The 18,680-nt window shown below is 40.0% G+C and carries 22 protein-coding genes; 10 read left to right on the top strand and 12 right to left on the bottom strand.

Annotated elements, in window-relative coordinates; translation table 11 throughout:
• Positions 1 to 245 precede the first annotated feature (245 nt).
• The gene (locus tag ACE01U_RS06145; RefSeq protein WP_395578954.1) at positions 246 to 1,076 is read left to right on the top strand and encodes a TIGR02391 family protein; all 831 of its coding nucleotides are present in this window, start codon (positions 246 to 248) and stop codon (positions 1,074 to 1,076) included.
• Positions 1,077 to 1,168: 92 nt separating this feature from the next.
• Here ACE01U_RS06145 and ACE01U_RS06140 read toward each other — a convergent pair whose 3' ends face one another.
• Positions 1,169 to 1,549, bottom strand: a complete 381-nt coding sequence (locus ACE01U_RS06140; RefSeq protein ID WP_395578953.1) for an endonuclease domain-containing protein — start codon at positions 1,547 to 1,549, stop codon at positions 1,169 to 1,171.
• Between the two features lie 169 nt (positions 1,550 to 1,718).
• Here ACE01U_RS06140 and ACE01U_RS06135 point away from each other — a divergent pair, with 169 nt between their 5' ends.
• Positions 1,719 to 1,922 carry an amino acid transport protein gene (locus tag ACE01U_RS06135; protein WP_119063548.1) on the top strand — a complete coding sequence of 68 codons (204 nt, stop codon included), beginning with the start codon at positions 1,719 to 1,721 and terminating at the stop codon, positions 1,920 to 1,922.
• A gap of 2 nt (positions 1,923 to 1,924) precedes the next feature.
• On the opposite strand, the gene ACE01U_RS06130 is transcribed toward ACE01U_RS06135, so the two are convergent.
• Entirely contained in the window at positions 1,925 to 2,383 is a 459-nt protein-coding gene (locus tag ACE01U_RS06130) for a hypothetical protein (protein WP_395578952.1), read from the bottom strand.
• 136 nt (positions 2,384 to 2,519) lie between these two features.
• Positions 2,520 to 3,740: an MFS transporter gene (locus ACE01U_RS06125; protein WP_395578951.1), complete on the bottom strand. Its 1,221-nt coding sequence runs from the start codon at positions 3,738 to 3,740 to the stop codon at positions 2,520 to 2,522.
• Positions 3,741 to 3,844: 104 nt separating this feature from the next.
• On the opposite strand from ACE01U_RS06125, the gene ACE01U_RS06120 reads away from it, so the two are divergent.
• The gene (locus tag ACE01U_RS06120; protein WP_395578959.1) at positions 3,845 to 4,627 is read left to right on the top strand and encodes an AraC family transcriptional regulator; all 783 of its coding nucleotides are present in this window, start codon (positions 3,845 to 3,847) and stop codon (positions 4,625 to 4,627) included.
• Positions 4,628 to 4,638: 11 nt separating this feature from the next.
• Here ACE01U_RS06120 and def read toward each other — a convergent pair whose 3' ends face one another.
• The gene (gene def / locus ACE01U_RS06115) at positions 4,639 to 5,124 is read right to left on the bottom strand and encodes a peptide deformylase (RefSeq protein WP_086208481.1); all 486 of its coding nucleotides are present in this window, start codon (positions 5,122 to 5,124) and stop codon (positions 4,639 to 4,641) included.
• A gap of 223 nt (positions 5,125 to 5,347) precedes the next feature.
• On the opposite strand from def, the gene ACE01U_RS06110 reads away from it, so the two are divergent.
• Positions 5,348 to 6,625, top strand: a complete 1,278-nt coding sequence (locus ACE01U_RS06110) for an MFS transporter (RefSeq protein ID WP_119063586.1) — start codon at positions 5,348 to 5,350, stop codon at positions 6,623 to 6,625.
• A 71-nt stretch (positions 6,626 to 6,696) separates the two neighbouring features.
• On the opposite strand, the gene ACE01U_RS06105 is transcribed toward ACE01U_RS06110, so the two are convergent.
• The 3 genes from ACE01U_RS06105 to pnuC form a co-directional block, all read right to left on the bottom strand.
• The gene (locus tag ACE01U_RS06105) at positions 6,697 to 7,206 is read right to left on the bottom strand and encodes a DUF2505 family protein (protein ID WP_395578950.1); all 510 of its coding nucleotides are present in this window, start codon (positions 7,204 to 7,206) and stop codon (positions 6,697 to 6,699) included.
• A gap of 133 nt (positions 7,207 to 7,339) precedes the next feature.
• Positions 7,340 to 7,609: a hypothetical protein gene (locus ACE01U_RS06100; RefSeq protein ID WP_395578949.1), complete on the bottom strand. Its 270-nt coding sequence runs from the start codon at positions 7,607 to 7,609 to the stop codon at positions 7,340 to 7,342.
• A gap of 8 nt (positions 7,610 to 7,617) precedes the next feature.
• The gene (pnuC, locus tag ACE01U_RS06095) at positions 7,618 to 8,193 is read right to left on the bottom strand and encodes a nicotinamide riboside transporter PnuC (protein ID WP_395578948.1); all 576 of its coding nucleotides are present in this window, start codon (positions 8,191 to 8,193) and stop codon (positions 7,618 to 7,620) included.
• Between the two features lie 199 nt (positions 8,194 to 8,392).
• Between pnuC and ACE01U_RS06090 the strand changes: the two genes are divergently transcribed.
• Genes ACE01U_RS06090 through ACE01U_RS06080 form a run of 3 tightly spaced genes read left to right on the top strand, consistent with a single transcriptional unit; the run spans position 8,393 to position 10,758 of the window.
• Complete coding sequence (locus tag ACE01U_RS06090) at positions 8,393 to 9,190, top strand: crotonase/enoyl-CoA hydratase family protein (protein ID WP_395578947.1); 798 nt, start codon at positions 8,393 to 8,395, stop codon at positions 9,188 to 9,190.
• A gap of 50 nt (positions 9,191 to 9,240) precedes the next feature.
• Entirely contained in the window at positions 9,241 to 10,155 is a 915-nt protein-coding gene (locus ACE01U_RS06085) for an alpha/beta hydrolase family protein (RefSeq protein WP_151706746.1), read from the top strand.
• Positions 10,156 to 10,173: 18 nt separating this feature from the next.
• Positions 10,174 to 10,758, top strand: a complete 585-nt coding sequence (locus tag ACE01U_RS06080) for a TetR/AcrR family transcriptional regulator (protein WP_395578946.1) — start codon at positions 10,174 to 10,176, stop codon at positions 10,756 to 10,758.
• Between the two features lie 9 nt (positions 10,759 to 10,767).
• Here the strand turns inward: ACE01U_RS06080 and ACE01U_RS06075 are convergent, their stop codons facing one another.
• Positions 10,768 to 11,244, bottom strand: a complete 477-nt coding sequence (locus ACE01U_RS06075) for a hypothetical protein (protein WP_171405793.1) — start codon at positions 11,242 to 11,244, stop codon at positions 10,768 to 10,770.
• A 336-nt stretch (positions 11,245 to 11,580) separates the two neighbouring features.
• Between ACE01U_RS06075 and ACE01U_RS06070 the strand changes: the two genes are divergently transcribed.
• Entirely contained in the window at positions 11,581 to 12,027 is a 447-nt protein-coding gene (locus ACE01U_RS06070) for a GNAT family N-acetyltransferase (protein WP_291372475.1), read from the top strand.
• Here ACE01U_RS06070 and ACE01U_RS06065 read toward each other — a convergent pair.
• From ACE01U_RS06065 to ACE01U_RS06050, 4 genes are all read right to left on the bottom strand, one after another.
• On the bottom strand, positions 12,022 to 13,890 hold the full coding sequence (locus tag ACE01U_RS06065) for a sensor domain-containing diguanylate cyclase (protein WP_395578945.1): 1,869 nt from the start codon (positions 13,888 to 13,890) through the stop codon (positions 12,022 to 12,024). The two genes, ACE01U_RS06070 and ACE01U_RS06065, sit on opposite strands and share 6 nt — an antisense overlap.
• A 127-nt stretch (positions 13,891 to 14,017) precedes the next feature.
• The gene (locus ACE01U_RS06060; RefSeq protein ID WP_395578944.1) at positions 14,018 to 14,356 is read right to left on the bottom strand and encodes an FKBP-type peptidyl-prolyl cis-trans isomerase; all 339 of its coding nucleotides are present in this window, start codon (positions 14,354 to 14,356) and stop codon (positions 14,018 to 14,020) included.
• 49 nt (positions 14,357 to 14,405) lie between these two features.
• Positions 14,406 to 14,936 (bottom strand): YaeQ family protein, encoded by a 531-nt coding sequence (locus ACE01U_RS06055; RefSeq protein WP_395578943.1) that lies wholly within the window; start codon positions 14,934 to 14,936, stop codon positions 14,406 to 14,408.
• Positions 14,937 to 15,007: 71 nt separating this feature from the next.
• Complete coding sequence (locus ACE01U_RS06050; protein ID WP_213066000.1) at positions 15,008 to 16,009, bottom strand: CobW family GTP-binding protein; 1,002 nt, start codon at positions 16,007 to 16,009, stop codon at positions 15,008 to 15,010.
• Positions 16,010 to 16,483: 474 nt separating this feature from the next.
• On the opposite strand from ACE01U_RS06050, the gene ACE01U_RS06045 reads away from it, so the two are divergent.
• On the top strand, positions 16,484 to 16,687 hold the full coding sequence (locus ACE01U_RS06045; RefSeq protein WP_086208493.1) for a hypothetical protein: 204 nt from the start codon (positions 16,484 to 16,486) through the stop codon (positions 16,685 to 16,687).
• 315 nt (positions 16,688 to 17,002) lie between these two features.
• A complete protein-coding gene (locus ACE01U_RS06040) occupies positions 17,003 to 18,610 on the top strand; it encodes a bifunctional 3-(3-hydroxy-phenyl)propionate/3-hydroxycinnamic acid hydroxylase (RefSeq protein ID WP_110975088.1) in 1,608 nt (535 codons plus the stop codon).
• Positions 18,611 to 18,680 lie beyond the last annotated feature (70 nt).

The raw sequence follows: 18,680 nt of genomic DNA, 5'->3' as shown, positions 1-18,680 counted from the left end.
CAGTATTCTGATGTGACAAAACCTGAATCCTTGTAGTTGAAGTGTTTGTTCGCACTTATATTTTAACTACTTTGGACTCAGGTTTTTTATTTAAACAAAACTATGGGACAGCAGTGGAATGTCATGTGATTAAATAAATTACGTGACAGCTCCTCCCTTTTTCAAAGGGAGGTTGGGAGGGATTGAATTGATATTCCAAAAACATGTACTTAGAATATATACATCCTTAAAAATTAAAGTAAATAATGGCAATAATTAAAAATATTGATCTTGGTAGCCTAGAAAGTATTTGTAAAATTTTGGGTGATACCAATAATGGGATTTCAGGAACTGAAATTTCCAAATATCTTGCTGAAACAAGTATCAAAGATCCACAATTAAATTCTACAAAATGGAAACGTTTGTATGATGCTCTTAGTATCAAGCAAAGTGAAGATCGCTGTTCCAACAATGTTCTAGCATTTATCAAATATGTTCTACGCCCATCCCGACACATCCATAGAAAAGAATGGTTTGAAAATATAAGAACCGAACTAAATTATGTATTGTCATTTGAGGGCTTTGAACTAACTGAAAGTGGTGATATTAGAGCAACCGATAAAGTAAAAACTTTTTCCGAAGCTGAAGAACGAGCTCAAAATTTAAGAAAAATATTATTAGACCGAAAAATTCATTCTGACGTCCTTATTTTTTGCAAAGCTGAATTACTTGTCGATAATTATTTTCATGCTGTATTTGAAGCAACTAAAAGTATTGCAGAAAAAATTAGGATAAAAACCAACTTAACTACTGACGGTTCAGAATTAGTAGATAATGCCTTTTCATATAAAGGTAAAATTCCTTATTTAGCATTAAATAACCTAACAACTGAAAGTCATGAAAGCGAGCAAAAAGGATTCATGAATTTATTAAAAGGAGTTTTTGGAACTTTTAGAAACACTACAGCGCATGCACCAAAAATAACATGGGAAATCAATGAACAAGATGCCCTTGATATTTTATCAATGATTTCTCTTATACATCGAAAACTAGATAAAGCAATAGAAGCTAAAAAAATATACGAAGGATATTTTTAATCCCTCCTAACCTCCCTTTAAAAAGAGAGGAACTTCACGAATCAAACATCTTCATCAAATTCACGGCAAGTCCCCTTTTCAAAGGTAAGAAACTACGTTTCGTAAGAGGAGGATTCCAATCTTTGCCTAGCAACACAATATATCTGTTCCACCACCGCATCTATTTCAGCCAAAACCTGTCCATTATCAAACCTCAGCACTTTCAACCCCAACTGCGCCAATGCTTCATCCCTTACTCGATCAGCTTCTAATCCTTCAACAGTAAAGTGCTGACCACCATCACACTCGATAACCAAACTCACTGATGGACAGTAAAAATCCACAATAAAATTAAGAATCGGTTTTTGTCGATAAAACTGTAGTCCTAAAATTTGCTTACGCCTTATTCTTTGCCATAACAGCATTTCAGCATCGGTCATATTGTTGCGCAAATCACGAGATGGCTGTTTTAAGCTCTTATTGTAAGGTTGCATCTAAATTCTCTTTATTTTTAAATGTAGGAAATACATGCCTAGTCTAAGCATATCGCTTGGAACAAATACTGCTCTATATATCCTAAAGAATAATCTCTATTTTTCTCATCTTCTTTTAAGAATCTTGGCATAATATCCGCCAGAGAATAACAATGCACGAAACATCCTCATGAACACAACACAACTCTTTCTCGGTGTGATCTTTAGCTCAATTGGCTTAGGCTATTTTCTGTATGGCAAAAAGCAAAAAATGACCATACCTTTAACTGTCGGTCTAGTTTTAATGATTTTCCCTTATTTTATTGAAAGTAACGCATTACTAAGTGGTATCGGCTTACTTTTGTCTATTGTTCCGTATTTTTTACGCTTTTAATGTCACTCAAAATTAAGCTGTTCGAATTGAATCTCCACCACATTCCAGTGGTGCATCATCTCTCGTAGTACAATAAAGTAAATCAAACTAGAAAGACTATCATCAGCCACTTGAGACACATAGTACTCCCTGCGCTCAACAAAGGTATTGAAAGCACTTTCAAGTTGCACACGGTCAAGTTGCTGCTGATCTGGAAAAAATAATGCTAAAACCCTTTGGAATAAGCCATCTGAAGTCACGGCAGTCTTAGGTTGGGCATACTTCATCTGAACGGATTCTAACAACTCTTCAATCACATAAATCATCGACTCAATCGCAAGCTCATCCAACAACCCATGGCGCATACTGTTTGACTGTATAAAGCTTAAACCTTGATCTAGCTGGATATGCTGTCCATCCATTTCAAATGCAAGCTGATCTAGGCCGAATGAAAACTTGAGTACACCATTCAGATCCGTCATCGCTTCAATACTCCAAAGTCAAAGCACATACATTCAATGCCGTTATTACCGATCATAATCATCAGGCCGAAATGCAATCGCGCCATCTTCGTTTGATAAGATAACGCGATTAAAACTGAAGGTCAGCAGTATTTCGTTAGTTTGCTTGCGTCTTCGGTAAAAAGAAGGTTGCTAAACCAAGTAACGGCAATAACGAACACACGCCAAACACCCATTCAATGCCTTTGACATCAGCCAAATATCCTAAGCCTGCTGCGGCGATACCACTTACACCAAACATTAAACCAAACATCAAACCTGCAATCATGCCAACCCGTCCAGGAACGGCTTCTTGAGCATAGACCACCATTGCAGCAAAGGCAGAGGACAGTACTAAACCGGTGATAATAGATAGTACAGTCGTCCAAAATAAATTGGCATGTGGCATCATCAATGCAAACGGTGCCATGCCGACAAAAGACACCCAAATTACGGCTTTACGCCCAATTCGGTCTCCAATCGGCCCACCTGCAAATGTCCCCAGAGCCACCGCCGCTAAAAAGGCAAAGAGGTGCAACTGTGCATTTTGTAAACTGAGCTGAAACTTATGCATTAAATAAAAAGTGAAATAGTTACTGATGCTGGCGATGTACGTAAATTTGGCAAACATCAACACGCAAATAGTCGACAACGCGATGACGAGTTGACGTCCGTGTAGTTTGCTTTGCACTTGATGTGCTTTGGTCGCCAACTGTTTTTTACTGTGGCTAATGCTCCAACGGCTGACACCAAACAGCACCCAAATCGCAAGTAAGGCAAATACAATTAACCATGCCACGGCATGCTGTCCGAAAGGCACAATAATCAACGCTGCCAATAAAGGCCCAATCGCGGTACCTGTATTGCCACCGACCTGAAAGGTCGATTGGGCTGTACCAAAACGTCCGCCCGAAGCCATACGCGCTACACGTGATGCTTCAGGGTGAAAGGTCGATGAACCCACACCAATCAACGCCGAAGCCATGAGCAGTACAATAAAATTTGGTGAAAATGCCAACAGCAAAATACCACTAAAAGTCACCACCATACCGAGTGGTAGCAGATAAGGTTTCGGATGTTTATCGGTATAGAGTCCAATCCAAGGTTGCAGTAGCGATGCTGTGATTTGATAAACCAATGAAATCAATCCCACTTGTGCAAAGCTTAAGGAGAAATTGGTTTTCAGCATCGGGTAAATGGCTGGCAAAACGGCTTGAATCAAGTCATTCAGTAGATGTGCAACAGCTACCGCTCCCACAATTTTAATGATCATGCCTTGTGGTTGTTCATGAACCACAGCCTCACCAATACCATCTTTCATCTGTATTGAAGACGACATACCGCACAAACTCCGTGTATTTTTCATCAGATATTGATTGTAAAATGTCATTCATAAGACTATCTTCCAATAATCATCGTATAAGTGACAAATTTAAAACACGCATGCCAAACTCACTGATTCAAACTGAAATGTCTGAACTGGTCATTGGACTTTCTTCTGAACACACTTATCGGGAGATCACTCCTGCACATACCCATTCACGGGCACAGTTTCTATATGCTTCGACAGGAATGATTCAAGTGTTTACCCCAAATCATGTCTGGATCGTGCCACCGATGTGCGCGCTATGGATTCCGACCCATGTTGAGCATAGTGTGATTTCATTAAGCCGTGTAAAGCTTAATACGGCATTGGTTCAGGCCGATGCGGCTGCACTGCTGGGACAACAATGTTTTATTATTCGGGTCAGTAAGTTATTGCATGAACTCTTGATTCGGCTCAATGCAATTGAACACATTCCCCCCTCCGAACTGATCAGCTCAGATGAACTGTCTCGATCTTTACAGATTTTAATTTTTGATGAAATTCATAAGGCCAATCTGTTGCCCATTCAAATTCCGTGGCCACAAGACAAGCGTTTAATGAATATTTGCCAAGCCCTATTAAGTCGACCCGATCAATTAAAAGATTTAAGTGCGTGGGCAGATGAAATTGGCACCAGTTCCAGAACCTTGATGCGTATGTTTCAAAAGGAAACGGGACTGTCTTATCGGGCATGGATTCAGCAAATGCATATTGCTCAAGCGCTCACAAAAATTGCCAGTGGTGAATCCGTTGCGCGAATTGCAAGAGCTCTTGGCTATAGCAATCCGAGTGCGTTTAGTAGCATGTTTAAACGTCACTTAGGACAAACCCCGCAACAGTTTAAATATAAGGATGAATAGTTGTTTTTACTTTAAGCGGTGAGTCGATCGACAAATAAAATCCCATTGAGATGATCTATTTCATGTTGCACAATCCGCGCAGGGAAACCTTCAAAAATGCTTTCTAGCACCTCTCCCGTTAAGGTGTGATACACCACTTTAATGCTTTGCGCACGCTGTACCTGACCGCGTTCATTCGGCACGCTTAAACAGCCCTCTTCCCCCAAGGACGTTGCTTGAGAAAACTCTAGAATTTCGGGATTGACCATCACCACTGCATCCATTTCAGGTGCATCTGGATAACGCAAATTTGGACGTGAAGCCACAATAATGACCCGCTTTGAAATATACACTTGCGGTGCTGCAATACCTACACCATTTCGTTCAAGCATAGTCGCCAACATGACTGACGCCAGTTGCATAAGCCAATCACTATTAAATTCTGTATCCGCAACACGGGCGGCTTTCAGTCTTAAAACCTCTTCCCCTCGTTGTGCAACAGGTAAAATGACACTCATACTCAAATCCTAAATTTTTATATCTATTTATTTCTTTTTATACCATAAGCTTTTTATTTTATTGCAGTTACTTTTACTCTTTATATTTTATGACTAAAAATGATGAACACGAACACATCTATAATTTTTAGTTAATATGCAGCAAAGAAAGATTGATTATTCATCCAAAAAAGACTTTATTAAAATCAAATACAAACTTTTATTTAACTTTGGAAATACACACATGGATGCAACACCACGACTGACCCGAGAAGACAAACGTACCCTTGGGTTATCATCATTGGGTGGTGCACTTGAGTTCTATGACTTTGTTATTTATGTTTTTTACGCCAAAATTATTTCTGAATTGTTCTTCCCCGCAGGACTCAGCCCATTTTGGGCGATGCTGAATACTTACGGTATTTTTGCCGCAGGTTACTTCTTCCGTCCACTTGGCGGTGTAGTCATGGCGCACTTTGGTGACCTCATAGGGCGCAAGCGTCTATTTAGCTTATCTATTTTGCTCATGGCTTTACCCACCCTCATAATCGGGGTCATGCCAACCTTTGAAACGATTGGTTATGCTGCGCCGCTGCTCTTACTCCTTATGCGGGTGGTACAAGGCATCGCGATTGGTGGAGAAATTCCAGCGGCATGGACATTTGTTTCTGAGCATGTTCCTGCTGAAAAAATTGGTTTTGCCAATGGCTTACTCACAGCAGGATTATCTCTTGGCATTCTTCTTGGCGCTTTAATGTCGCTGTTCATTTCTCTTCAGTTTAGTGAAGCTGCAATTCATGATTGGGCTTGGCGTATCCCGTTTATTGTGGGGGGTATTTTTGGCTTAGTGGCTTTGTATTTACGCAGTTATTTAAAAGAAACACCCGTATTCAAAGCCATGCAAGCACGCAAAGAGCTATCCAAAGAAATGCCTGTTAAACAAGTCTTAGCCAACCATAAAACAGCGGTAGTTATTGCCATGCTCCTAACATGGTTCTTAACCGCTTGCGTGGTGGTCCTGATTTTGGCCATGCCAAACTTATTAGCGGGTGCCTTTGGCTTTGCACGTGGTGATGCTTTTCAAATGCAAAGTGCTGCAATCATCATGCAAATGTTAGGTTGTATACTCGCTGGGACATTGGCAGATCGTTTGGGTGCAGCCAAGGTTTTGATTTTTGGCTCGCTCGGTGTCGCTACTATTGCAACCATTTTCTATCACAGTTTGGGTGTGGTCAGTCCAAATACGGTGTTTGCGCTGTATATGCTGTTAGGATTTTTTTCAGGCACGGTTGGACTTGTCTCCTATAGTATGGTCAAGATGTTCCCTGCACCGATCCGTTTCTCGGGGATTTCGTTTTCCTACAATGTCGCCTATGCCATTGCAGGAGGCATTACACTGCCTTTGGTTCAATGGCTCAGTCTCTATAGCAAGATTGGGGCGATGTATTATATTTGGCTGGTCTGTTTGGTTTGCTTCTTCACAGCTTGGGTTTATCGAGCTCAGTTCGAGGCAAAACACTAAAATGATAAAACCCTTCAAACGAAGGGTTTTCTTTTTATGCAAGCTACTTTGAAAACATGAGGTCAAAACCTTTAGCTTAATGTTTCTGCGTGCAGATTTTGGCGCAGTTCATCTTCCACAATATCGAGTTCGATTTGGCTAAACTTACGAATTTCACCTTCGGCATGTTTTTCTAACATGCCACCAATCAACGGCACTTTCACTTTTACCGTCCATTCCAGTTGAAAATGGATCTGTTCATCATTGCCTGACACACTACGTTGGCAACTCGCTTCAAGAGGTAAATTCGGATCTAAGCGCACTTCTGAACTCAGTGCAGTTAAATTACTTACATCGGTACGATGTAAACGAAACGCATCTTTTAAAAATTTCTTCGCAATATCTGGAATATTGACATCCAAATTATACGCACGCTTGAGGGTATAAATATCGCCGACTTTACTCGATTCCAAAATTTCCAACTTCTCACCTGGAATACGACGACAAACATTTTCATGTAAGTTGATATCGGCTGCGAGTCGACGGAAATCATCCAATGAAACACCGTTGATGGTGGCATTGACGACAAACTGATGTGCCATAGCATTAAATCCTTTATTTTTGTTTTTGTAACCATCCATGCCCAGATCAGGACTGAAAAATTGGAGCTCGTTATTCTGTAGAAAGATCAAGCATAGACGATGATCCAGCACCGACTATATCGTGATCTGGATATCAATGTGTGCCATTCTGTATGACAATATGCTCTGCTATATGAATAAAAACCACACGTTCAAAACAGGCCAAGCGAATATCAAAATGCTCTGCCCCATCATCCAATCCTGTCACAGCCCAACTGGCGCTGCTAGGCAGTTTTTTTAACCATGTCGCCTGATAAAAGTCTGCAACCGAAGTAAAGTCCAAGTATTCCTTTGGACTCGCTTTTAAACGTTCGATGACTGACTCAAATTGAGCCAATTGTGTTTGTTTAAAGTCAATCAACATGCCCAAACCTAGGTACTTTTCAACTGTTGTTTATGACGTACCTGTGTCCATTGCCACCATCCAAAAGCCGCTAAGCCAACAAAGCCTGCATATAAGCCTGCGGTCAAGAACAAGTCTTTATAAATAAACATGCCCACATAAACAATGTCGACAAAGACCCACAGCACCCATGTCGCAATATGTTTACGACTGGTCCAATAGGTCGCCAACAGACTAAATGCTGCGAGCTGTGCATCCAGTAGCGGTACAGCAGCATCTGTCAAATACTTTAAGCTCAAACCAAATACTGCACCAGCCGCAGCGGCAAGTAGCATTTGCAAAATCACTTGCCGAGCTGTAATCGGTTCAATGCGAATCTCATGATCTTGTTGTTTACCTTTGAGCCAGTGATAAAATCCATAAAAGTTCACCACTACGAAGAAAAACTGCAAAATGGTTTCGCCATATAACTTATAGGTATAAAACAAATAGGCATATAACAAGAAAGCAACAAAGTTAAACCACCAACACCACATATTGCGTTTAATGGTCAAAGTCACCCCAATCAAGCTAATGATGACGGCAAATATTTCAAGGTTGGACATAGTCAGACTGACATGAGAACAATGCTGCTATTATGAAAAAAACACCACGAAAGGCAAGATAATTTCGTCCAATCTTACCTTCTACTTATTTGCGTGTATGTCTGACCTAACTGCTGAGTCACAGAATATATACGGATACGCTTTGACAGTTTTCTAACAATCGTTTAAAAACTTATAAAACGAAAGAGGAATAATCAAAATGTCAGAACAACAAGGGCGTGTCAGTCGCGAAATTCGTGGCTCGTTATTTTTAATTGGTCTAGACCGTGCAGCTAAACGTAATGCTTTTGATAGCTATATGATTCATGACTTATCCTTAGCACTCACTGAATATGAAGATGATCCTACCCTACGCTGTGCGGTGATTTTTGCTCATGGTGAACACTTTACTGCTGGCTTAGATCTGGTTGAACTACAGCCAAAATTAAGCCAAGGTATTTTCGACTTTCCTGCGTCACAAATTAATCCTTGGGGCACCAGTTCTAGACTGCGGACTAAACCCGTTGTGGTCGCAGTACAGGGCTTTTGCTTTACCGCTGGAATTGAGCTGATGCTCAATGCCGATGTGGTGATTGCAGATGTCAATACACAGTTTGCCCAAATGGAAGTTCAGCGGGGCATTTTACCCTTTGGCGGTGCAACAGTACGTTTTGTACAAGCAGCAGGCTGGAATAAAGCTATGCGTTATCTACTCACAGGGGATGGCTTCAATGCGCATGTAGCTCTCGATCTGAACTTAATTACCGAGGTTGTAGAAACATCCACGCCAAATTCTGCACTAGACCGAGCACTTACCCTTGCCGAGTCAATTGCACAGGCTGCTCCACTTGCCGTTCAAGCCACGCTTGCTTCTGCACAACAGGCAGCACAACACGGCGCAGACTATGCCTTTAGCCATTTACAAGAACACCTAACGCCTTTGCTAAAAACTCAAGATGTTCAAGAAGGTGTCATGGCCATGTTACAACGACGTCCTGCGCAATTCTCAGGAAAATAAGCAGTGCAAAATTACCGCCATTTTTATTTTCAACTTTAAAAGAGCCTGTTATGCATGCCACAGCCCGCTTAAACACACATCAAATTGAGAAGCAAACCATTCATTTTTCCGCACGGGATGCTTATGCACTGGTGGGAACCCGCTATCGTGCTCAAGGCCCTATCAAAGCAAACTTAATTCTTGCCAGCGCAACAGGCGTACCACAGCAGTTCTATCGTCGCTTTGCCGAGTATGCAGTCACTTTAGGTTATCAAGTCCTAACTTTTGATTATCGCGGTGTGGGGCTTTCTGCACCGAAGCAGTTAAAAGGTTTTAGTATGTCCTATTTAGACTGGGGACAATTGGACTTATCCGGTGCAATTGACTTCGTCGCACAAGACGGTAAACCCATTTTTGTGGTTGGGCATTCCTATGGTGGCCAAGCCTTAGGTTTAACCGATAATCATGACCAAGTTACTGCGATGTATTGCTTCGGTACAGGTGCAGGTTGGCATGGCTACATGCCGTTTCGTGAGAAGATGAAAGTCCATGTGATGTGGAATATTATTTTCCCACCCATGGTTGCACTTAAGGGTTATTTACCTTGGAGCATACTCAAAATGGGGGCAGATTTACCTGTCGATGTTTACACGCAGTGGCGAAAGTGGTGTAAAAATCCGACCTACTTTTTTGCAGACCCTGAACAACAGCATTTACTGGAACAGTATGCTCAGGTAAAGACCCCAATCTATGCTGTTTCAGCACTGGATGATGACTGGGCTCTACCCAACTCAAGGCATGCGTTTATGCAACATTATCGACAGGCAGATCTGCACTATCTCAACATTGAAGCCAGTGAATATGGCTTGAAAGAAATTGGACACATGGGATATTTCCGTCAAGGCGCTGAAAACATTTGGGATAACATGCTGAATACTTTTGATCGCTATCTATCATCTTCACCACACACCACTACGAAACTCTAAACGGAATAACAAACACCTATGCGCCCACAAAAACTCAGTAAAGAGCAAATCCAGCTCCACTGTATGCAAACTTTTAAAACACATGGTTATGCAGGCACCAGTATGGATTTGCTGGCAAAATCTTGTGGGCTGAGTAAAGCCGCTTTTTATTATTATTATCCAAATAAAGAAGCATTACTTTTGGATATTTTAGACGTTAGCCAACAGTATTTAAAAAATCGAGTCTTTAATATTTTAAAAAATAATCAAATCGAGTATTGCGGCCGCTTTGAACACCTCCATCAACAAGCCGTAACCTTTTTTAGTACAGGTGTACAAGGCTGTTTGGTGGGTATGCTGTCTTTAGAAATTCCTCATTTATCTGAAACAATACAGCTCAAGATTCGCTCTATTTTTCAAGACTGGGAAACCTCACTTTTTGACTATTTCCACCAAGTCATGCCTACGGTAAACGCAGCTTCTTTGGCCAAAATCAGTGTTGCCGATTATCAAGGGGCGATATTAATGACACGTTTAAACCAAGATGACTTTTATTTGACTCATGTTGCCGAACGAATTCTCAAACAGTTATCTATGGCGATACTCAACATTGAGCGCGCATAAGCAAAATCGTTAATCTCGAGTCCGATGGCTTTTTTTGTGCTCTCGCCCACTACGGTCAATATGTGTATAAAACATACCATAACGGCTCACATAATATTCCAATGACTGATCGTAAAAACTCCAAAAAATCGACCATTCGTTTAAGTCCATTTTACGGATTTGAGTCTGGGTTTTTGCAGGCATTTTGACCAACAAAGTACTTTGCATCAGTTCTGCATCTTCCTCAGCACTTAACAAAATCGCTTGATCTAAAAACAAGCTTGCAACATCATCAAACAGCACTTGTTCATAGGCATCAATTTCAATCACACGTTCAACTTGAGCATCACTTTCAATTTGGGTTGTCATCTGCGCTGATTGAACTTGCAACTCAGTTTCCTTTTTTTGCCGTTTTAAAAAACGCTGCTTTTTCTGAATTTTGATAACAATAATAGATGCTGCAACCAAAGCAATGAGTATGCAAATCATCAATAAAAAAGTTGCCATTCCCTGCTCTCGTAACAGATATATTCTTTTAAAATACAGCATTATTGTTCAAATAAACATCAAAACATCTGACCCTAGCGTGTGCTATTGCATACGAATCACGCTAATTATTCAGAAATAATCTTTAAATGTACGATCAATGCTCTTCATTCAACAAATACAATATTAATGCGAACAGCATCACAAAATTAAATTTTCAGCTCACAAAAAGACTATAAAATTTAATCAAGTCAATATAATCAAACAACACAGCTACATCGCGACTAACAATAATTCAATTTAGTAATCGTGTGCTCTAGCATGAAATAGCTGTTCATATAGCTCCAAGAAGAAAACATGATACGAGCAGCTCAGATTCAGGACATCCCTGAGATATTAAATGTCGTGCATGACAGCATTCGATCTTGTATCAAAGACCACCACCGTCATGAAAGTACAATTCAAGTTTGGTTAGAAAATAAGACCCAATCCAACCTGATAATGTGGATGCATTATAATGACAGTTGGGTTTATGTGATGAATCAGCAAGTTGTAGGTTTTATTATGGTGAGCGATCAAGGTCGCATTCTTCTTAATTATATCTCATCGGCAGAACAGCACCGTGGTATAGGTAAAGCCTTATTGAACACAGTCATTGAACATTTTAAAAGCAAAAAGATCCATCAAATTAGCCTTGAAAGCACGCAAACTGCGCTAAGCTTTTACCAAAGACACGGTTTCCAAATTCGTAGCCAATACACTTCTGATACAACCTCGATCCCCATGATTAAACAACTGTCATAAAGATGATTCGATTGGCATTTTCATTTGATCACGTCCCGCCTCTTTGGCTTCATAGAGTTTTAAATCTGCGGCTTTCATGAGGTCATGAATATTGGCATACGATGTTTGATGATCCATCCACGAAACCCCCATACTCAAAGTTACATAGCCTTTTTCATCTAAGCGGTTATGATGTTCAATATGCTCACTGCGCACTGCATCTAACACAGTTTGCATAATTTGGCGAATAATAACGATGGGAACATTATATAAAACAATTGCAAACTCCTCCCCGCCATAACGTGCTAAATAAGCATTATGTGGGAGTACTGCGCTAATGACTGCGACCAAGTTTTGCAGTACTTCATCTCCCTTTAAATGCCCATAGTAGTCGTTATATTTTTTAAAATAGTCTACATCCATCATGGCAAATGCCAAAGTTGCATGACTATTTTGCTGTGTTTCCATGAACCGCTTTTGAATTTCACTATTTAACGCACGGCGATTATAGGCCCCCGTTAAAGCATCTATTTGAATTTGATATTCTAGTTTTTCATTTAAATCATGAAGTTGTGATGTTCTTTGTTGTACTTTCATATCTAAAGAGCTATTCAATTCAATCAAATTATTATTCAAGCGCTCGGTATGATAGGTCTGATGCGCATAGTTTCGTGATTGCTGAAACATCACTAAAAGTGCATAAAGGCTCGTTGAAATAAAGGACAAATGAATCGAATCAATAACATGTAGAGTTAATAAGAAGTCATGGATAAACGATAAACACAATAGAATTACAGCACAAAAATTAAGCTTTGAATATTTTTGCTTGGTCTTTAAGGTAATATAAAAACCATAGGCAAAATTGCACAGAATCACCATGCTCAATAAGGCACTATAAAAAGCCAGAGGCTCAAAAACTTCCTGTTCGGATAAAAGTGTTATAACGACATTTAACGTCAGCACCAACATAGAAGCTGTATATATCCAATGGTGCAAATATTTCTGATCGAGTAAATACATATAACTCAAAAAGAACATGATCGCTAAATAGATAAATAAATACTCTAAGCGTATGCCCCACAACCAATTGATATCTAAAAAAGTGGTATAGGCATAAGGTGCTGTGAACAAATTATGTAAGGCTAAAAACAGAATAAAAATCCCGAACACAAAAATACTTTTGCTATTCCTCTCGTTTGAGCCACGGAAAATAGAAAACATCGTGGTGAACATTCCCACGCCAAATACTGCACCACAGATCATGGCTATGCTCATCATTAACTGCTGATAATGCCGATTAACTGTTTTAGCAACCCCGATATGCATAGGACTTTCAAGACCACCGCGTAGCTTATTAAAATTTGAAGCCTGTATGCTTAAAGTAAAATAAGGGCTGTCTGGTACAAAATAGGCAATACGTGGGGCATTTTCTGTCTGCTGTTGCATTACATTATCTGCGACATCTCCTAAACGAACGAGAAAGTCGCCATTTAGATAAACTCGATAAGCAGAATTTTGATTGGGGATTTGAATAGCTAAACGTCGACCAATAAATTCATCAGGAATTTTAAAATGACCAATAAAGGTACCATAATCAATATTACTACCTGTTAGCTCCTTAAAGGAAATAGGAAGCTCCGTTGTTTTTGATGCTAATTTTTGATTGGGCTGAGTAATGAGTTCATGGTCATAATAAGACCATATTCCATTTAAATAACTGGTTGTTTGCTCAGTAAATTGAATATTATTGACATTCTTTTGATGTAAATAATACTGCGCAGGCTCTGCTTCATATTGCGCCCACGTCGAAGGTATAAGACTTAAAATTAACAAACAGCTTAGAATAAACCAGATAACATGCTGTCTGCCTAATGAGCTATACAAAAGCGACTCTTCCCTTTAATACGCTCTGCCTACGAATTAATCTACAAATGTTTTTCTTAAAAACCAAGTGATTTTTACAAATGAATCAAATACATCCTTATAATTGATTCATTATCAACAATTCTGATTAGTCTCGTGTTTTTACATCATACAATTCAATTTCAAAAATCAAATTTGAATTGGCTGGAATCACTTTGCCCATCTTACGCTCACCATAGGCCAAATGTGACGGCACGATGAGTTTACGCTTGCCGCCCACTTTCATCCCCATAATGCCTTGATCCCAACCTTTAATCACACGACCTGTTCCGATCACCGTTTCAAAGTAGTTTCCTCGGTCTACAGATGAGTCAAACTTAGTTCCGTCTTCTAACCATCCGGTATAATGTGTGGTGATTAAAGCACCTTTTACTGCTTCTTTACCTTCACCAACAACTAAATCAATAATTTCTAATTCAGCGCTCATCTATTCGCTCCACTATTACTTTATAAATAAATTTTGTTGAACTGCTTGTTTATTGCAATTGAGTCCACTCAATCGTAGCTTGTGCATTGTCACCAATTAAAGTCCACTCACCATCCATCACGTTCAACTGCAGTTGCATGGTCCGTTCACAAAGGGCCTGAACCGCTTCTGTACTTTGTGCAGACAGTTGCCAAATTTCAACATTACTCAAAGTCTTTAGTTTACTGTTGCGTTTGTACCATTCATCAACAGCAGTGCCATAGGTCACAATAGCAACTTGTTTACAACGCGCGCTGGCTTTTTTGACTTTGTCTTCGTCAGGGTTTCCCACTTCAATCCATTTCACCAACTGACCTGTTAAGTCTTTTTCCCAAAGTGCAGGTTCATTGGTTTCAAAGAGGTCTTTGGTAAACTCCAAAGCCTTATCTGCAAAGCGTGCAAAAGCCAAAAGACGAACCATCAAACGTTCTATCGTCTCTGAAGGATGCAGAGCCAAGGTAAGTTGATAATCACCATATTGGTGAACGTCCATATTGGCAATATTTAAATCTGCCTTATAAATTGTAGCTTTAAGCGCCATAAATACCGTCCTCAAATTTGCCGAATAGCATATAAGATTTCAGCTCATTTTGCTTAAAACAATTTACCTCATTACTCAATACGACATGCAAATAATGCAGTTTCAAACATCAACCAATCTCTTTCGTTCTGTACAATCAACTCGATTCGGTTATCAATGCCTTCTTCGACATCCTGATAATTAAATTGCTTGGGATTAAAGTTAAATGCTTTCCAACCCTGATTGGTATGGAAAATCCCCTTAATCCTCCGCCAATCCTGCTGCTCACACAACAAATCGAGTAAATCATAAAAATCAAAAACCCAACGTTTTGGCATTTTCCAACCTGCCACACTATAGCCCTGCGCCGATTCTACATAGTGATAAGGCAGTTGCTTAATTTCAGGAAATTCCTGTTGATTTGCTTTTAATTGTTGTTGCACTTTCAGTAAAGGTTGGTTTTGACGCTTAGTCGCAACATAGTCAAAGTCAAGTTGTTCAAGCTGGATATTCCCCTGATCTGCCATAAGCCACTGCTGAGCATAAGCTTGATATTCAGTTTGTAGCTGCTCAAGAGCCTTTAAATCTGCACTTTGCATCTGAGCATAATGCGAAACAACGACGATCTGCGCTGCCTTCAACTGATCTTGATATAAGTTTTGTGCCGTCCACGTCTGATCATGTAAGCGTGAACCATCCAGCACAGTGACTGGCGCACGCATACGCAGAGTCGAATGCCAATGTGGTTCTGTCAGTTGCTCTAATAACTGTGCAGGGTGACCCAAGCCTGTCGGTTCAATAAACAGTCGATCAGGCTTTTGTTCTGAGAGCAATCGAGACAATGCTATTTGCATCGGAAGCTGACTACTACAGCATAAACACCCGCCTAATAACTCTTTAACTGCATAACCTTCACTTTGTGGCATAAGCTGTTGGTCGACACCAATTTGCCCAAATTCGTTCATCAACACTGCCCAAACTTCATGTTCAGGTTTTTGACTCAACAAATGCATCAGTAAGGTGGTTTTACCGGCACCCAAAAAACCTGAAATAATATGCGTTGGAACCGCCTGTTGCATCGCCATCAGTTTCAAAATTGTTCCACCTAATCTGAAATACTATAAAAACAGCACAATAAAATAAGCGATTATTTTAGTTTAAATGTCTCATTTTCTCACTTTAAATCGACGGCTTTACACACGCAACATATCAAAGTATGTATTTAAACTGGGCTTATTCACTCTTAGAAACCTTTATTTACATTTTATTCAACGTCAAAATGCACGGTTTGTTCCATTTCCATCGCCTTTGTATATTTTATGTGAGTTTTCACTCAAATATTTTGATCAATTTTTCTACATTTTCAGTTTTTTGACTCACAAAAAGCTTCTACTTGTTACTTAAAGCCTACCATTTTTTCATCATCTGTAGTTTTAGGTAAAGTGCATTTTTCACATTGTTGCTTCAATTGAACCTCGCATATTCAGACGCTAGCATGAAGCTCAGTTCAAATTGATGTGATGAACAATCTGAACTGTTTCTCTATAAAATATAAGGATGCCGAAACAATGAAACTTTCACACTTATTAATTGCAACATCTTTAACTGCTGCGAGCTTTACAACTTTTGCAGCAACTCAGGAAGCTCCTGCACAGGAAGATAAAGTCGTTGTATCTACTCAAGAAACAGCTGAAACTACTGACTTAAGTGCAAATGCACCTGCTTCAGAAGCCTCAGCAGAACAACCAAACCAAGAAAAAGCAGCTAAATAATTTATTACTTGCTGTAATAAAGCGACCTACTCTCCAGCATGATTACAGCTCTTATTTAGCACAATCAGAAACCAAGACTTATCCTGTCTTGGTTTCTTTTTTGCTGATAGATTTAAATCATAGAAATTAGTGATCATTTCAAGGTGAAAGCTTATAGTAGAAAACAGAATATTTTAATAATAAACAATAAACTACAAACCATACCAAACACAAAGTCTCATTATCTTTATACCCATGACCTACTATTGACTAGCTTGTTCTGCCTCATTTTTTCACCGTTAATAACTGTAAAAGTGAATTAAATGGACATTCGCAATGCGCAACACAGCAAATTACACAACTGAAGTCGCAATTCTTGGTGCTGGCCCTGTCGGTTTGACCATTGCCAACTATTTAAGTAAGCAAGGCGTACAAGTCACAGTCATTGAACAGTTAGATAGCTTAATTGATTACCCGCGTGCAATTGGGATTGATGATGAGTCTCTACGGACGATTCAGTCTTTGGGCTTAGTCGAACAGGTCTTACCACATACCACGCCGAATCATGCTATGCGTTTTTTAACGCCAAAAGGACGTTGCTTTGCAGACATCCAACCTTTAACCCGTGAGTTTGGTTTTTCGCGTCGGAATGCCTTTATTCAACCACAAGTAGACAATGTCTTATTACAAGGTCTAAAACAGTACGAGCAGACTCATGTATTGTTTTCCCGCCAATTGATTGAATTTAGCCAAGATCAAACTGGTGTCACTTTAAAGCTACAAACCGCAGATCAAACTGAAGAAATCATTCAAGCACAATACTTAATTGCATGTGATGGCGGAAATTCCATTATTCGTCGTACATTGAATATAGATTTTGCAGGTAAAACAGCACCAAACCAGTGGATTGTGATTGATATTGAAAATGACCCACTGGCAACACCACATATTTACTTATGCTGTGACCCTGTACGTCCTTATGTTTCGGCAGCACTTCCACATGGTATTCGTCGTTTTGAGTTTATGGTGATGCCTGGTGAAACTCAAGAAGAGCTCAGTCAGCCTGAAAATATTGCCAAACTATTGTCCAAAGTACTTCCAACAACCGATGGTATTGAAGTGATTCGTCAGCGTGTCTATACCCACAATGCACGCATTGCAGAAAAATTCCGTGTCGACCGTATTTTACTGGCAGGCGATGCCGCCCACATTATGCCTGTATGGCAAGGTCAAGGTTATAATAGTGGCATGCGCGATGCTTTCAACCTTGCATGGAAAGTTGCATTGGTTGTACAAGGCAAAGCATCTGCTGAATTATTAGACTCGTACCAAGTTGAACGTAAAGACCATGCCAAAGCCATGATCGACCTTTCCGTGATGGCAGGTCATGTACTGGCACCACCGAAAAAATGGCAAGGCTTTGTGCGTGATGGCATTGCTCATGCATTGAACTACATCAAACCGATTAAACAGTATTTACTCGAAATGCGTTTCAAACCTATGCCGAAATATCATGCTGGTGCACTAATCACTGATGGCAGTAAAACCACACCTGTCGGCAAAATGTTCATTCAACCACATGTTAAACTTGAATCTGGCAAAACTGTTTTACTCGATGAGGTTCTGAGCAATGACTTTGCCATCATCGCTTGGGGGGTAGATCCAAAGTGGGGACTCACACCAGCGCACATGCAACAATGGCAAAAACTGGGCGTCAAGTTTGTTCAAGTCATTCCAGCAGTGCAACTGGACAATGAAAAACGCCAAAAGTATGACGGGGTGATCACGGTAGGCGATCTGGGCACAGACATCCGCAGTTGGTTTGGTCAAACGACTGAGTCTGTGGTCATACTTCGTCCAGACCGTTTTGTTGCAGCATTAGCGATTCCACAGACCTTAAACACGGTTAGCCAACAGCTCTTTGCCAAACTGCATGTGAGCTAATGCCATATCACAAGGTTCTGGCACAATCCAGAACATAAAAAACCACGCTAAACCATAATGCTGATCCGTT

It is taken from the genome of Acinetobacter halobius (assembly GCF_044130335.1).
Classification (GTDB): domain Bacteria; phylum Pseudomonadota; class Gammaproteobacteria; order Pseudomonadales; family Moraxellaceae; genus Acinetobacter.
This window is presented reverse-complemented; position numbering and strand designations above follow the sequence as displayed.

Coding starts and splice junctions, on each gene's coding strand:
- ACE01U_RS06080 (WP_395578946.1), top strand. CDS start 10,174: ATGCGCCCACAAAAACTCAGTAAAGAGCAAATCCAGCTCCACTGTATG.
- ACE01U_RS06070 (WP_291372475.1), top strand. CDS start 11,581: ATGATACGAGCAGCTCAGATTCAGGACATCCCTGAGATATTAAATGTC.
- ACE01U_RS06145 (WP_395578954.1), top strand. CDS start 246: ATGGCAATAATTAAAAATATTGATCTTGGTAGCCTAGAAAGTATTTGT.
- ACE01U_RS06060 (WP_395578944.1), bottom strand. CDS start 14,356: ATGAGCGCTGAATTAGAAATTATTGATTTAGTTGTTGGTGAAGGTAAA.
- ACE01U_RS06100 (WP_395578949.1), bottom strand. CDS start 7,609: ATGTTGATTGACTTTAAACAAACACAATTGGCTCAATTTGAGTCAGTC.
- ACE01U_RS06090 (WP_395578947.1), top strand. CDS start 8,393: ATGTCAGAACAACAAGGGCGTGTCAGTCGCGAAATTCGTGGCTCGTTA.
- pnuC (WP_395578948.1), bottom strand. CDS start 8,193: ATGTCCAACCTTGAAATATTTGCCGTCATCATTAGCTTGATTGGGGTG.
- ACE01U_RS06130 (WP_395578952.1), bottom strand. CDS start 2,383: ATGACGGATCTGAATGGTGTACTCAAGTTTTCATTCGGCCTAGATCAG.
- ACE01U_RS06045 (WP_086208493.1), top strand. CDS start 16,484: ATGAAACTTTCACACTTATTAATTGCAACATCTTTAACTGCTGCGAGC.
- ACE01U_RS06085 (WP_151706746.1), top strand. CDS start 9,241: ATGCATGCCACAGCCCGCTTAAACACACATCAAATTGAGAAGCAAACC.
- ACE01U_RS06140 (WP_395578953.1), bottom strand. CDS start 1,549: ATGCAACCTTACAATAAGAGCTTAAAACAGCCATCTCGTGATTTGCGC.
- ACE01U_RS06040 (WP_110975088.1), top strand. CDS start 17,003: ATGCGCAACACAGCAAATTACACAACTGAAGTCGCAATTCTTGGTGCT.
- ACE01U_RS06125 (WP_395578951.1), bottom strand. CDS start 3,740: ATGTCGTCTTCAATACAGATGAAAGATGGTATTGGTGAGGCTGTGGTT.
- ACE01U_RS06110 (WP_119063586.1), top strand. CDS start 5,348: ATGGATGCAACACCACGACTGACCCGAGAAGACAAACGTACCCTTGGG.
- ACE01U_RS06120 (WP_395578959.1), top strand. CDS start 3,845: ATGCCAAACTCACTGATTCAAACTGAAATGTCTGAACTGGTCATTGGA.
- ACE01U_RS06135 (WP_119063548.1), top strand. CDS start 1,719: ATGAACACAACACAACTCTTTCTCGGTGTGATCTTTAGCTCAATTGGC.
- ACE01U_RS06105 (WP_395578950.1), bottom strand. CDS start 7,206: ATGGCACATCAGTTTGTCGTCAATGCCACCATCAACGGTGTTTCATTG.
- ACE01U_RS06075 (WP_171405793.1), bottom strand. CDS start 11,244: ATGGCAACTTTTTTATTGATGATTTGCATACTCATTGCTTTGGTTGCA.
- ACE01U_RS06055 (WP_395578943.1), bottom strand. CDS start 14,936: ATGGCGCTTAAAGCTACAATTTATAAGGCAGATTTAAATATTGCCAAT.
- def (WP_086208481.1), bottom strand. CDS start 5,124: ATGAGTGTCATTTTACCTGTTGCACAACGAGGGGAAGAGGTTTTAAGA.